The sequence below is a fragment of the Bdellovibrio sp. HM001 genome (assembly GCF_055397275.1).
In genome coordinates this window covers 3,332,688-3,346,702 of sequence record NZ_AP029174.1, presented here as the reverse complement: position 1 = coordinate 3,346,702, position 14,015 = coordinate 3,332,688, and the positions used below count along the sequence as shown (strand labels likewise).

14 protein-coding genes are annotated in these 14,015 nt (G+C 49.7%); 7 read left to right on the top strand and 7 right to left on the bottom strand.

All coding sequences use genetic code 11. The features are described from left to right. The first annotated feature begins 14 nt into the window (after positions 1 to 14). Positions 15 to 575, top strand: a complete 561-nt coding sequence (locus ACZ5ZZ_RS15745) for a hypothetical protein (RefSeq protein WP_464140236.1) — start codon at positions 15 to 17, stop codon at positions 573 to 575. Positions 576 to 585: 10 nt separating this feature from the next. Further along, positions 586 to 1,296 (top strand): SDR family NAD(P)-dependent oxidoreductase, encoded by a 711-nt coding sequence (locus ACZ5ZZ_RS15740; RefSeq protein ID WP_464118688.1) that lies wholly within the window; start codon positions 586 to 588, stop codon positions 1,294 to 1,296. Here the strand turns inward: ACZ5ZZ_RS15740 and ACZ5ZZ_RS15735 are convergent, their stop codons facing one another. The 6 genes from ACZ5ZZ_RS15735 to ACZ5ZZ_RS15710 form a co-directional block, all read right to left on the bottom strand. Then, complete coding sequence (locus ACZ5ZZ_RS15735) at positions 1,297 to 2,385, bottom strand: hypothetical protein (RefSeq protein WP_464140233.1); 1,089 nt, start codon at positions 2,383 to 2,385, stop codon at positions 1,297 to 1,299. Between the two features lie 2 nt (positions 2,386 to 2,387). Beyond that, on the bottom strand, positions 2,388 to 3,305 hold the full coding sequence (locus ACZ5ZZ_RS15730; protein WP_464132247.1) for a hypothetical protein: 918 nt from the start codon (positions 3,303 to 3,305) through the stop codon (positions 2,388 to 2,390). An 88-nt stretch (positions 3,306 to 3,393) separates the two neighbouring features. After that, positions 3,394 to 4,767, bottom strand: a complete 1,374-nt coding sequence (locus tag ACZ5ZZ_RS15725; protein ID WP_464118685.1) for an HAD-IG family 5'-nucleotidase — start codon at positions 4,765 to 4,767, stop codon at positions 3,394 to 3,396. A gap of 10 nt (positions 4,768 to 4,777) precedes the next feature. Next, entirely contained in the window at positions 4,778 to 5,143 is a 366-nt protein-coding gene (locus ACZ5ZZ_RS15720; protein WP_464118684.1) for a rhodanese-like domain-containing protein, read from the bottom strand. A gap of 119 nt (positions 5,144 to 5,262) precedes the next feature. Next, positions 5,263 to 6,219: a hypothetical protein gene (locus ACZ5ZZ_RS15715; RefSeq protein WP_464140230.1), complete on the bottom strand. Its 957-nt coding sequence runs from the start codon at positions 6,217 to 6,219 to the stop codon at positions 5,263 to 5,265. Between the two features lie 120 nt (positions 6,220 to 6,339). Continuing rightward, positions 6,340 to 8,331 carry a M13 family metallopeptidase gene (locus ACZ5ZZ_RS15710; RefSeq protein ID WP_464132242.1) on the bottom strand — a complete coding sequence of 664 codons (1,992 nt, stop codon included), beginning with the start codon at positions 8,329 to 8,331 and terminating at the stop codon, positions 6,340 to 6,342. 142 nt (positions 8,332 to 8,473) lie between these two features. On the opposite strand from ACZ5ZZ_RS15710, the gene ACZ5ZZ_RS15705 reads away from it, so the two are divergent. Genes ACZ5ZZ_RS15705 through ACZ5ZZ_RS15695 form a run of 3 tightly spaced genes read left to right on the top strand, consistent with a single transcriptional unit; the run spans position 8,474 to position 11,381 of the window. Next, positions 8,474 to 8,989: a hypothetical protein gene (locus tag ACZ5ZZ_RS15705; protein ID WP_464132240.1), complete on the top strand. Its 516-nt coding sequence runs from the start codon at positions 8,474 to 8,476 to the stop codon at positions 8,987 to 8,989. Positions 8,990 to 8,997: 8 nt separating this feature from the next. After that, positions 8,998 to 10,242 carry a DEAD/DEAH box helicase gene (locus ACZ5ZZ_RS15700; protein ID WP_464132239.1) on the top strand — a complete coding sequence of 415 codons (1,245 nt, stop codon included), beginning with the start codon at positions 8,998 to 9,000 and terminating at the stop codon, positions 10,240 to 10,242. Beyond that, a complete protein-coding gene (locus ACZ5ZZ_RS15695; RefSeq protein ID WP_464140227.1) occupies positions 10,242 to 11,381 on the top strand; it encodes a hypothetical protein in 1,140 nt (379 codons plus the stop codon). The genes ACZ5ZZ_RS15700 and ACZ5ZZ_RS15695 overlap by 1 nt, the downstream gene beginning before the upstream one ends. On the opposite strand, the gene ACZ5ZZ_RS15690 is transcribed toward ACZ5ZZ_RS15695, so the two are convergent. Beyond that, complete coding sequence (locus ACZ5ZZ_RS15690) at positions 11,378 to 11,506, bottom strand: hypothetical protein (protein WP_464140224.1); 129 nt, start codon at positions 11,504 to 11,506, stop codon at positions 11,378 to 11,380. The genes ACZ5ZZ_RS15695 and ACZ5ZZ_RS15690 overlap by 4 nt on opposite strands. 222 nt (positions 11,507 to 11,728) lie before the next feature. Here ACZ5ZZ_RS15690 and hppD point away from each other — a divergent pair, with 222 nt between their 5' ends. Both hppD and ribD read left to right on the top strand, forming a co-directional pair. Beyond that, complete coding sequence (hppD, locus tag ACZ5ZZ_RS15685; RefSeq protein WP_464132235.1) at positions 11,729 to 12,787, top strand: 4-hydroxyphenylpyruvate dioxygenase; 1,059 nt, start codon at positions 11,729 to 11,731, stop codon at positions 12,785 to 12,787. A gap of 7 nt (positions 12,788 to 12,794) precedes the next feature. Continuing rightward, the gene (gene ribD, locus ACZ5ZZ_RS15680; protein ID WP_464132234.1) at positions 12,795 to 13,979 is read left to right on the top strand and encodes a bifunctional diaminohydroxyphosphoribosylaminopyrimidine deaminase/5-amino-6-(5-phosphoribosylamino)uracil reductase RibD; all 1,185 of its coding nucleotides are present in this window, start codon (positions 12,795 to 12,797) and stop codon (positions 13,977 to 13,979) included. Positions 13,980 to 14,015: the final 36 nt, after the last annotated feature.

The following is a 14,015-nucleotide window of genomic DNA, read 5'->3' as shown; positions in this document are numbered from 1 at the left end:
GAAAGGGAAAGAGTATGAAAAAGTTATTGGTTATTTTGAGTCTTTTCGCGGGTTTTTCTGTGGAAGCTCGCAGTGTGATGGAGCAGCCTTGGCAGACAGCTGATGGCAATCAGGTTGTTCGTTTCGTTGAGTTTAATGGCAAGCTGACTTTGAATACGCGCAGCTATTATTCCAACGGTGCTCCTTCGGACTATTTCTTTGAGTTCTATATGCCCGTGCGTGGGGATGTTCGGCCTGGCGAAACCCTGCAGGGGCGTCTGCGCAGTATCGATGGTTACTATGGCTGCGTGTTTGATGAACCCGCACAGGCCAAACTGACCACAGAAGGCACTTTGAAGCTGCATTATCCTCTTTTGACCTTCCATCGTGAAACCAGATCCGTGCGCGACGGAAATGGTGGTTATCATCATCGCCGCTCAATTGATTGGAATGGCTGGGGTTGGGTCGAAAGTGTGTACCACTTTCCGGTTGAAAGATGGCGTGTGATTTCGTCTGAATGTGTGATTGTTCAAAGAAACTGGGTGACCAACGAGTTGTTCCCGGCGGCAGAAATGCCAGTGCCTCGTCCTCAATAAAGGAAAGTCTATGAAGAAGATCGCTGTCATTACCGGGGCAAATCGAGGTTTGGGTCTGGCTTTAAGTGAGGCCATGGCGCAGCGAGGTTTCAAAGTTCTGATGGCGATGAGAAATCCTGACAAAGCCCAAAAGACCTTGAACACTTTGACGATGAAGGGTCTGGATGTGGTTCCGATGAAACTGGATGTTTCGCAGGAAAAAAGCATCCACGACTTTGTGGAGGCGATCAAACGCGAGTACGGTTTTGTCGATGTATTGGTGAATAACGCCGGCATCCTGATAGACAGTGAAGATGGAGGTAATTCCTCGATCTTTAAGACCAAAGCCTCCACTTTGCAAAAAAGCTTTGCCACGAACACGATGGGGCCGTTCCTGTTAACACAGAAGATCTTTCCTTTGATGAAGCAGGAAGGTTATGGTCGTATTGTCAACGTTTCCAGCAATATGGCCCAGTTGTCAGAAAAGCAGAAATCTTCGGCTTCTTATCGTATTTCCAAAACAGCATTGAATATGGTGACCAATCTTTTCGCGTCGGAAGTGCAGGGTGAAGATATCTGTGTGAACTCAGTTTCTCCGGGTTGGGTGCGCACCGACATGGGTGGGCCCAATGCGGATCGTTCTCTCGATCAGGGAATTAAAGGTATCTTATGGGCAGCGACTCTTCCCAAAGGGGGCCCGAACGGCGGCTTCTTCCGCGATGGTGAGCCGCTGAGTTGGTAACTAATATTCGTATTCGCTGCCAAACACGACACCCACACTGGAGCTTTCAATCGTGGTGTTTTCTTTCCCATAATAAAAGCCCATCGCCGAGCGCAAAGCTCGCGTTTTCCAGGAATATCCAACTGACGTGTTAAAGTTCTGCCCAAAGTAAGCGACATCGGCCCCAAAACGATGCGAGAAGCCGCACAGAAGCTGGTGGCCATCCGCTGCGCCATAGCGGTAACCAAAGCTTTGGTTGAAGGTGTAGCGATCCAGGTTGGCGGATTCTTCGACAAAGACGGAATCTGTTAAAAATTCATGATGGCCAATTTTAAAACCATGCCCAACAAGCAGTTTTCCTTCTTCGTTGGTGACGGAGGCTCTGGCCTGGTCATTTTCGCTGACAGTGAAATCCCCCGGGTTTGGTATTCCGTGACTGAAGACCTTCGAAGAGCCTGTATTCTGATTGTATAAAGATAACCCACGTGAGTTGAAGTTCACACCAAAGGTGTAGTGGTCGAACTGAAAATGCGTCGAAAGTCCCAAGGCCACGTTCAGGTTCTTGTATTCGGACTTGGTTTTCGAGACGATGTAAATATTCTGCGAGGGATTGGAGCTTTCACTGACTCCGAAGGTTTTGACCTCTGAATAGCGCGCCAGAAACTGGATGGCTAACGGAATGGATTTGAAGGCCATGGAATAGCCCGACACCATTCGGTTGATATTGGCTTCGGCATCAAACGAGTTTTCGTCCCGGTTGGACTGCCAGGCAAACAGGCCCTGTAGCGTGTTGGCAACGAAGAACTCATGCACAAGGCTGTCGCCCACCACCAAATTACTCAAGTAAGAAGGGGCCAACCCCAGCGAAGACGAAAATGTAGAGCCATCACTTTTGGAGTTGATAGAGCCAATGGAGTTTCCATTCAGGCTGAAGGCATTGTCCTGTCTTTGGCGCAGAAGACTGGGATTGTAATAAGAGGCCGCTTTGGATCTGGTTGTGGCAACACCTGTATTGGCCATCATGCCTTCATAAAGGCCGACGGGCAGGGATTGCGCCAGAGCCGCAGAAGAGACAAAACACAAGGTAAGGAGACAGGATAAAGCTCTCATTGTTATTGTTTTGTCAGGCGAACCTGACCGACCATGGCGTATTCGCCGAGTTTTGTTTGTTCATAAACGTTGCCCACCCAGATCTGGGTGTTTCCATTCAAAGGATAAATCTGAATATAGGCCGCATCAGCGCGGATATTGACGATCAGGGCCTTGCTGCCCGGAACCGTGACATAGTCGCGCAGCGGTCCGCTGGAGGTCTGTGAACGGCTGATGACTTTGCCGTTGTCCTTGTTTGTCAGGATGATCAGGGCGAAGGCGTCTTCTTTGTTTGGATTTCTTAGTCGTACATCCCAGGACATAAGCCAGTCGGATTTGTGTTTTTTACGATCAAAGAATGTGATTTCGCCGGAATAAACCCCCAGGATGAATTCTGAATTTTTGGTAGAGACAGCTGAGCTTTGGCGAAGAGAAGAAAAAAGATCCTTGATCTCCATTTTCTTCAGGTCCTCGAAAGCCTGTCTTTCATCGCGAACTTCCAATAGGGACTTTTCATGAACAATCCATTCGTTGACCTGCTTGGCAGGAGCGATGGGGGGTGCTGACGCCGGAGTCGGTTCTGACGGGAGTGGGCTTGAGGCTTGTGCTGTCGCCACTGTCGGACTTGTTGAAATATTACAGGACCCTTCAAGAGTGTCGGCGCTGGTGGCCTTAAACGCCAGCTTTACGCCCAGATCGGCCAAAAAAACGGTGACGATCTTTCCTAGTATCTCGTCGGCCTTCTGATAGCGTTCTTCCAGTGATTTGAGGTTTTGATACTCTTCGAAATCCTTCTGGGTCAAAGCCACCAGATCGGTACTGATTTTATTTTTCACTTCTTCCAGGTTGGAATTTTGCGGAATTGATTTCTGGCCCGCCTTGTAAGACCCAAACGCCACGCCGAAAAGAACAAGGACAGCAAGAATTGCTTTTGTATTCATGCCTCAATGGTACGTCCCGTGATCTGAAAAAGAAAATAAAAAAGCCATCTCCGAAGAGATGGCTTTGATGCGTCGGTGACTTAACCTTTTAGAAGATCTCGTGCGCCAAGGGACGACGAGGAGCTCGGAAGTATGTGCGCGGAGAAAGATCCAGCAGGTCGCTCAGCTTCTGCATGTAAACGCAGGCATAACGATCCAGTTGATACGCGAAATAACTTTCTTCGTTTCCGGCTCTCATCAACTGACCCCAGTTGCCATTGTACATGGCCTGTTGTTTTTTGATCAGCTGACTGATCTGAGCATCGATTTCCGAGATTGTCTTTTGTAAAGTTTCAATCTGCGGCTCGTTCGCTGGAACTTCCTTTTCGATCTTGCGGGTCATGATGTCGGTCAGTTCATCTTCCAGCGGCTCTTTCTTTTTCATCAGAGCCTCGATTTCCTGATTGATCGGTTCGGCCTTTTTGTTGTTTTCAACTTCAACATCCAGCTCTTCGATCACCATCGCGGTTCTCCAGTTGCAATCCTTCTTCAAGCGAAGGATGTCACCGTAGATATGGTCCCCGACGTAAAGGATGTCATCCCCGTCAAGACCCAGGTCGGAGGTGAACTTCTTGGCGTTACCACCCTGATAGATCCCCGGAGTCAGTTTGCCTTCCATGTTGGTCATGGAACCGTCCACCGGATTTACAATCAGATACTTCTGATTTTCATAGAAGAACTTCGGCTTGGAGGCAAAAGTGATCACGAATTCAAAAAGATCCGCCCAGGACTTGTGTTCCTTCAGGAACGGCTGAATCGCATAATCCAGCAACAGCTTCGTGTAGTGGAAGTCCGAGTTCGTCAGAACGAAGATCTTTTTGCCGTGACGACGGAATTTTTCCAACGTGGCCACCAAAGTGGGGTCCTTGATGATGTAGTGATCCAGGTTCTGTTTCACAACGTCTTTCAAAGAACCATCGCGATGGGCTTCATCCAAAGCATCCAACACGTCATCGGCGATCTGTGCGTATTCAGGATACTTGTTGGTCGTGTCGGTGTCCTTCAATTCCACGATTTGGGCAATCAGGTTCGCCAAAGAGATGGAGAAGGATGTATCCACCGCCAGATAGTCGGAGTTGGATAAATCGATATAAGTGGATTTGTAAAGCTTTTGATGGCTTTTGAAATCCAGTGGCTTCAAACCATGGTAGCTGGCGCGAATGGCCGTGTAGCGATTCAACTTCAGCAGATTTCCCATTTTTCGGTCAATCACCAGGCCACGAATCGCGAAGTTGTAATCGAAAACCAACTTGCGCAAAGTTTCCGGATAACCGCGTTTCACCAGTTTGTCGATCATGGTGGTGTGGGACAGGCGCTCAAAGTTTTCGCTATTATAGCGAACGAGCGTGTGGTCCATGTCCACGCCGATGTAGCGGATTTTTTTCAAATTCAGGGTTCTGTTAACAAATACTTTTCCAGGCATATTTCGTTTCTTATCTTTCAGTAGGGAGCTGGAGGTCATTCCAAAGAAGCATGCCCCCTTGCATATTAAATACTTCTTCAAATCCGTTCATTTTGGCAAAGGCCGTGGCTTTGGCAGAGCGGGCTCCGCTGCGGCAGATAAAGACAACCGTCTTATCCTTCGGCAAAGTGCCCAGTTGCTCAGGGAGAGTGTCCAGAACCATCAAAGAGGAACCAGCAACGTGACCCAATTCACCCACGTATTCTTCGGGTTGACGAACATCAATCATCACCACGTCGTTCTTCTTTTGTAGAAGTTCGGCGGGGCCGATATCGTAAACACCTTCATAATGAGGATTCTCAGTTTTTGAATCGAAGCTGACATATTTCACTGTCATGATTTCCTCCGGCACCAGAGCCAAGACTCTAACCATAACATCTGCCGGAAAAGACAGCAAGAACCAGTCCGGCTCGGCGCAGGGCAGATTTAGGTCCTAAGTGGTTTAGGACCTGAAAATCAATTGGAAGCAGATGGCAGAACCGGGGTGGCCGCAGAAACGCAGCGGAAGCCCAAATGGGCGGCTGAATAAGACGCACTGTTATCCAGATCGACAGAGAAAATCCCTGTTTGCGTGCCGTTGTAGAGACTGCCGCCACGGGTGACCGCTCCGCCAGGAGCGTTGATCCAGGCATGGCCCATTCCACAGAAGTCATTTGAGTTGGGGTCGGAGCACAGCAGGCTGGAAGGTGGGGCGAACAATGTGGTGAAAGAATCAGCCTGTGAGATCAGTTCAGATATGTAGGTGTTCGCAGTGGCAGCCCCTGCAGAGTAGTCGTCCTTGGTCCATTCCCAGGAATTGCCAGCGAAGTCCCAAATGACTTTTCCCGTGGACAACTGGTGAGTGCGACGGTTTTTATGCCATAACGTTGGATTGCACACGGCATCCAGGGCGGCTTGGCTGTCTGGGGTTGAGTCCTCGTCCAAATCCAAGCCAAAGCACGGATGATCGTCGCCCCCCGCGGCCAGCAGCCATCCGAAGTCATCATTAAAGTGCCCACGGTTCAGCGCGCCCGAAGTCACGGCACCGGAGCTCCAATTCGTTGATACAGACGCCAGATTCTGTGCCAGCTGATTCCACTGCGCATTCGAAATCAAATCGTAATCCGCACCCAGTGCTTGGCACGCGGCAATGGCATCACTGCGATTGATGGAACCCCAGGGGCTGCCTCCAGCCTGGGATGTGGCCACGGAGCCGACATCTTTCATTTCATATTTTGCCACACAGAATCCCGGAGGAGGCGATCCGGCTGGCGCGGGAACATAAACATAGTTTTCGGGGCAGGAATAGATGGTTTCTTCGATGACATCATCAGGGTTTTTGCTGCCGTCTTCTTTTTTCAGATCCAGCGTGCAGGCTGATAAAAGCAGAAAGGCAAAGCAGAATGGCAAGACAGGCAGAGTACGTTCAGTCATGGCAAACTCTTCGGAATCTCTTAATAAATATTAAAGAGTGATGTGACGAGAGTTTAGGAGATGTAGGAAAATATTCGCAGGATCGTCTCTGGTTGAAACGATCCTGAAGAAGTTATTGCTTTACCAGATTTGAACGCGTTCTTTTTCCGGCAGAGTCATGGGGTCGCCAGCCTTGCACTGAAAGGTTTCAGCAAACGCCGGCTGCTGCTTGATCTGTTCATTGATGCGCGCCGGACCCGAGGAATGGGGGTCGGTTTTGCGCAGTAAGGCCGCATTGTCGGGGCGGATGACTTCACACCACAGGCGACCATAGGCGACGAAGAAATCTTTCTTGTCTTTTTCAGAACCTTTTCCGTCCGGGAAGGCGGCATTGTAGGCAAAGGTCACGCCCACCAGATCGGCGACATTTTCACCCAGGGTCAGTTTGCCGTCGTGACCTATTCGATTGAATTGATCGATCATTTTTTGCCCGCGCAGGTTGAACTCCATGATGTCTTTGGTGGTCATCCACTGTCGTAGGCGACCTTCGGAGTCGTACCTGGAGCCACTGTCATCAATTCCGTGACCCAGTTCGTGGCCGACGACAGCTCCGACGGCACCGAGATTTTCGATCACGGAACCGTCCTTGTCATAGAAAGGGTACTGCAAGATTCCGATGGGCAGAACGAACTTGTTTTCGTTGGGACTGTAGTAGGCATTCACGGTGAGAGGACTCATCGCCCAGGCATCCAGATTTGCGGGTTCACGCAGGTCCTGCATGGATTTTTCCCAGCGGGCCTGGCGACGCAAGATGCGGTTTTTGATGGCATCTGTTTTTGAATATGTTTTCAACGGCAGGAAATCCCATTCGCGCTCATTGTGAGGCTTGACCAGCTGCAATCGGGCCACTCGAATCTTGGCCAGGGCCTCTTTCTTGGCGTCTTTGGTTAGCCATTTGTTTTTTTCTAATCCTTGCAGAATGCTGGTGCGTACGCGAGAGGCCACCTCATGGACCTTGCTTTCGTCAAAATTAGGAAACACCTGATCTATCAGAGCTGCATCCAGTTCCTTGGAAAACATGCCGCTGACCGCAGAGGTGCAGCGTTCCTGGCGAACGGGTCGGACTGCCGGGCCACCGAAGTATTTTTTTTCAAAATCAAAGAAGGCCTGGAACATTTTTGGATAGCCGTCATCCATCGTGTCCGGCAACGCACGTGTCAGCAACAGATCCTTCCAGACTTGCAAAGGACGTTTGGGAATCTCCGTGTTCAGGAAGTCCAGGGATTCGGGGATCGGTGTGCTGATCAAAAGTGATTCCGGGATATTTTTGAATATCAGATCCAGTTTTAGATTCGGATATTTCTTAGCCAGGTCCTTCTGGGAGGCCACTCGTTTTTCGCTCCAGCGCTGGTGGCGAACGGCGGTGACAGGATAGATTTTGACAAAGTCTTTTTCCAAGGCGATCAGTGCCTGGGCCCGGGTTTTGGCCTCGTCTTTTTTGATTTTCGGATCAATGGTTTGGAAGAACTGAATCAGGATACTTTCATAGTCCTTCATCAAGGCTTCTTGCTCATAGTACTTGTGATCAGGAAGATCCATCAGATTGGCCTGCATCATGGCATCATTCTTCTTTGGATCATCCAGATTGTTTGAGGGCCAAAGGCGAACCAGTCCCTCTTTTCCCTGAGGAAGAAGGGCATGGGCATAGCTCACCAGATCATCGGTGGATTTGATTTTGGCCATTTCTGCCAGAACTGCTTTCACGTTGGCTTTTTCTGCTTTGGCTTTGGCAGAGGAGTTCATGCAGGCCATATAGAAGTCACGTGCTTGTTCGGTGCGGGGGTCCAGATTCTTCTTTTTGGGAAGCTCCTTCATGAACTTCATTTGAATTTCAAGAAGACGCTCGCGGGAATCACTGAAAGCAAAAAGGTGGCGGCTGCGGTCATCGCGCAATTTGAAGGAGCTTTCTGCTTTGGAGCAAACATACTTGTGGAAATCCTCGCAGGGATTGACGTCCGTGTTGACAGGAAACTCCCGCTTGGCCGGGATGACAGAGCTGGGGGCGGTTGTTTTGGGTGTGGCAGCGGCCATCAATGGCACGGTCAACAACGTCGGCAGTAGGAGCTTCATCATCAGTAACAATCCTTTGTTCGTTTTTTCGAGATTCAATCGTACCCGGCAAATAGGGTCATTTAAAGCATTTGATCGGCGGCGTTAAGAAGAACGAAGTTGGCAAGACAAGAGGCCAGATGTAAACCAGACTAAAGGGGGAAAGATGAAACGTTTTCTGATGTTGCTTGTGGCAACGATGGCTCTGACCGCTTGTAAAACTGTTCAAATTGAAAATGGTGAAGTTCCTGATGAATACCTGGCGCGCGCCAAAAAGCTGGAAGGTGTTTATCATGGATCTTTCGAGGGTCGTTCCGGCCAGTTGACCATCACCTTTGAAGGCAATAAGCCGCTGCTTCTGTATAAGGACTCCCGAGGGGAAAGTTTGCTGGCGTCCCAGTGCCAGTCTTCTATCAACAACCTGAAGTGGGCTTACGTCACCCGCAAAGGTGCGGTGGAAAGTGTCGGGTTCTATTTCGATCCGGGTCTTTGCATGATCGATGGACGTGAGGTTCAGTTGTCCTTCAGTAAAGACTATCGCACGATTCGCCTTTCTTTGTTGGAGCGTCGGTACATGGAAAGACGCTGCCGTTGGGAAGGTGGCGGTCCCAACTTCCCGCCAAGAGAAGTCTGTGAGTTTTACCAGAACGATATCAATCTTTACGGTAAGTTCTCTCGCTAATTCGCTTCATGGCAAATCCTTCCGTCGATCTATCACCTGAACAAGCTGCCGCCCTGGATCTTTTAAGATCCGGGGAAAATGTCTTTTTGACCGGTGGGGCGGGCAGTGGAAAAAGTTTTCTGATTCGTCAGTTCATGCGTGAACTGGATGCGAAAGAAATGCCCATTCTGGCCAGCACCGGGGCCGCCGCAGTTCTTTTGGGTGGCCGGACCTTCCACAGCTTTTTTGGCTTGGGTATTATGGAAGGCGGTGCCGATGCGACGTATGAGCGCGCTTCCAAAGATAAACGTCTGATGTCGCGTCTCAGAAAAGTCGAAGGTGTGATCATCGACGAAATTTCCATGATCCCCGGTCAGGCCCTGATGATTGCGGAAGCGCTGGCGCAACGGGCCCGGGAATCCAAACTGCCTTGGGGCGGTATGCGAATCATCACTGTGGGTGATTTTGCACAATTACCTCCCGTCACACAGAGTGGGGCGCGGGACTGGTGTTTTTTAAATGGTGTGTGGGAAGCCAGTGGCTTCCAGACGGCGATTTTGTCCCACAATCAGCGGGTCTCGGAAAATTTGTTTTTAGATGTGCTCAGTGATGTTCGCCATGGGCAGGTCACAGAGCGAGTTCGCGATTTTTTGAATGATCATGTGCAGACTCACGATGAAGACGATCCAGGCACCCGATTATTTCCTCGCAAGATCAACGCCGAAAAGTTCAACGAAAAAAAACTCTACGAAATCGACGAAGAGGAGGTGGTGATCGAATCGGTATACACCGGTTCTGAACGCCACATTCAAATGTTGAAGAAAGCTTCGCCCATCGCGGAAAAGCTGATTCTGAAAATTGGTTGCCAGGTGATGTTCCTGCAAAACGATCCGCAACGCCGTTGGGTGAATGGCACCCGCGGGACGGTGACCGATATCACGTCTGATCAAGTCACGGTTCGCAAAGAGCGTGGTCGCGAAGTGCAGGTGTCCAAGTCATCTTTTGCTTTGCAGGACGCCGAAGGCATGGTTATGGCCCAGGTGGAGCAGTTCCCGCTGACTTTGGCCTACGCCACGACCATCCATAAAAGCCAAGGAGCGACGCTGGATGATTTGTGGTGTGATCTCAGTCAACTGTGGGAACCGGGTCAGGCCTACGTGGCGCTCAGTCGCCTGCGCAGCGCCGAGGGGCTTCATCTGATTGGTTGGAATCCACGATCCATCATCGTGGACCCGAAAGTTTTGCAGTTCTATAAGCAGTTTGAAGGTTTGTAATGCGTTTATTAAGTGCAGTTCTTGTGACCGTGTTTTCCTCTGTGTCGTATGCTATTTATTTTCCTTTGCCAGCGGGGCATCGAGAAGCCTTTATGGGTAATGCGGGCGGAGCAATGGAGTCTTCGCCAGGAAATGCCTTGTACAACCCTGCGGGTCTGGGGTTTCGAGCAACGAACAAGCTGTCCCTTTCCGTCAGTGGCACCGCCTTAACTCAGCATGAAATGAAAAGTGGTAAAAGCGATTTGAGTCCAGGGGACTATTCCGTGCGACCGTTGATGGCGTCGGGCATCTATCCGACCTCATGGGGAACGGGTGCTGTTTTTGTGGCAAGTCCGATGATGCTAAGTCTTAATGGCTTGCTGAGGGCTCCAAGTGGCGCCTATGACGTGTCCTCTTTAACCAGTTTGGACAGCCAGGTCTTGAAGGTGGGGGCGGCCTTTGGCTCCTCCCGAAGCGAGAATTTTGCCTGGGGAATTTCTTCAGGTTTGCAGCTGGGAAACTCTCGATCTCACTCCTATACCAAACTGCGCACCGGGGGAAACCTTTATGCGACGATGTTCACGGAAACGGAAAGTAGAATAAAAGGAGTTTTTGTTTTACCTGGCCTGCAGTTTAAACCTGTCGCTCAGTGGACGGTCGGACTTTCCGCGCAGCTTATGCCGGTTTTGTTGGAGTCCACGGCTGTGGACTATACAGCGGTGCATGCCGTGGCAACGCCAAATACGGTGAATGAAGAAACCGTGTCCTACCAACCAGTCGGGGATTCTCCATACTACGTGCGTTTGGCCAATGGATTTAATTTGCTGGCAGGAAATGATGTTTTTATTGATGTCACCTACACTTCAGAATCGACGACGAAGGACGCCGACGGGCAGGTGGAAAGTGACGAGGCCTTTTTTGTCTATTCTGTTGGATGGAGAAATAAGAGTTTTGAATCCTGGCAGCCAATGGCGGGTTACAGTCATTCTGCGACCGGCAATGTGACCAACCACTTAAGCAGCGCCGGAGTGGCGTTTGTGCGTGGACGAAGTGAGTTGATTTTAGGTGGCTACTATATGACGTCTGTCCCTAAGGAAGCCAATAACACTTTGGACTATTCAAGTTACGGATTTATGTTTTCCAGTAATGTGGCTTATTAAAGTATCCACATCAGATCGCGCAACATCCCGATCACCAGTATAATCAGCAATGTTTGTACGACCAGCGCCACATAGAACCAGGGCGATAGTTTTTTCTGCGGGGCTTTTTCCACGGCAGTCCTCATAGTTGTAGGTTACGAGTGGCTGATGTTGATACTGGAAACCACGACATGTTTAGTATCGGTTGTTTTTGAAAATGTGAATATCCCCTACATAGATGATCCTGCATTATGAATGAAGTGTAATAAAAGATGTCTAAATATTTGATATTCCTAAATTTAATCATGCTTGAATAAGCTTAAAAATAGGGCTACTGTCAGCACCATCAAAGTAAATATGGAGGACTCATGGCTCAGATCACAGAGCAAAATCCTGTAGGACTTAACGGGGTGGATTTCATCGAATATTCCGGCCCTGACGCTCATTTCTTCGAACAAGTTTTCAAGCGTTATGCTTTTAAAGAGGTGGGCCAGGTTCATGGCAAAAACATCAAGCTTTTCCGTCAAGGTGACATCAACTTCATCTTGAACTGTGAGCCTCAAACTTTCGCAACTGACTTTGCCAAACTTCATGGCCCCTGCGTTTGCGCGACAGGTTTCCGTGTTGTGGACGCTGAGCATGCTTTCAAAACAGCTGTGGCTCGCGGGGCGCGCCCTTACGAAGGCAACGATCATCAAAAAGGGGCAACACCTTTTCCGGCGATCTATGGCATTGGGGATTCTTTGATCTATTTCATGGACCAAAAGAATCAGGATAAACTTTATAACGAAATCTTCCAGGTGAAGCCGGAAGACAAAGCGCCTGCGGGCGTGGGTTTCACTGTCGTGGATCACTTCACGAACAATGTGCCTAAAGGTGAGATGAACAAGTGGCAAAAGTTCTATGAAGATGTTTTCGGCTTCTATGAAGCAAAATTCTTCGATATCCGCGGTAGTAAGACGGGCCTTTTGTCCCGCGCGATGAGATCTCCATGTGGCAAGTTCTCGGTACCTATCAATGAGCCGACAGAAGACAAGTCCCAGATTCAGGAATATCTGGATGAATATAAAGGTTCCGGTATCCAGCACATCGCTTTGCTGACGAACGATATCAATTATTCTTTGGAATCCTTGAAAAACAGTGACATTCAGTTCCTGACACCGCCTCCGCACGCTTACTATGAAATGATTCCAGAGCGTGTGCCAGGTGTGACCGAAGATATTTCCCGTTTGGAAAAGAATGCGATTCTGGTGGACGGGGATAAAGAAGGCCGTTACCTGCTTCAGATTTTCACCAAAAATACTTTTGGTCCGATCTTCTACGAATTGATTCAGCGTAAGGGCCATGATGGTTTTGGTGATGGAAACTTCCAGGCCCTGTTCGATGCGATAGAGCGTGACCAGCGCGAACGCGGTTATTTGACGTAGGTGATTTATGGATATGATTCGCTCTGTTCCTGTTCCGGCTTTGGGTACCAAGCTTTCGGCTGAAGAGGCCGTGAGGCTGGCTATCAGTGAGGCCTACAAAGGAGCCACGCGAGTCAGTCCGAATCCTTTGGTGGGGGCCGTGATTCTGGATGCTCAAGGCGGCTTTTTGTCGGCCGGGTATCATGAATTTTACGGCGGCCCTCATGCCGAAGTGAATGCACTGAAAGATCTGAAGCCCGAACAACTTCAAGGGGCTCACGCTTTTGTCACTCTAGAGCCCTGCGCCCATGAAGGAAAGACTCCCTCCTGCGCGAAGATGATGGCAAAGCTGCCGTTAAAGAAAGTGACTTTCGGTTTGATTGACCCCAACCCGTTGGTGGCAGGTCAAGGGGCCGAAATTCTTCGTCAGGCGGGTATCGAGGCGGAGGTGTTCTCTTCTGCAGACCCTGCCTTGGATGCAAAGCTGAAGCTGGCGTTGGAAGAAGTTTGTGAAGCTTTCTTGTGGAACTTCCGACAGAAGAAAGTTTTTGTGTCTTTGAAGATGGCCTCCAGTCTGGACGGTCAGGTGGCCTTGAAATCAGGTGAAAGCCAGTGGATCACAGGTCCTGAATCCCGTGAATATGTTCACTATATCCGAGCCTGCCATGACGCCATTTTGGTCGGTAAGGGCACCATTGAATTCGACAACCCGTCTTTGAACATTCGGCATCCCACGATCAGCAAAAAGAACAAAGTTGTGGTGATCGACGGAGAGGCCGAGTTGCTGGGGAAGTTTGCGCACCTGAAGTTGGCGGATGTCCATGATCCGGCCGATGTTTTCTGGTGTGTGGCCGAAGAGCTTCAGGAGAAAGTCGAAGCTCTTCTCCAGTCCTTGGTAAGAGCCCCTCAGATTGTCTATGTGAAAACTCGTGTTGGCGGGGATCTGGATTTGCAGGATCTGCTGGCGAAGCTTTATTCAAAAGGCATCCGGTCTGTGATGGTGGAAGGTGGTGCCTTTACGGCAAGCTCCTTTATCAAAGAAGCCCTGGTGAATCGTATCTATATGTTCCAGGCGCCGATCATCATGGGTTCGGGCGGGGCGCGTTCGTGGACGGAAACTATCCGGATCAGCGCCATGGCGGACAAACTACAGATTCGCAACCCTCGTTATCTGACTTTCGGTAACGATTTCATGATTACGGGGACCTTTTAAACCCTTCCGTACTTTTAATAGTGCAACCTCTACAAA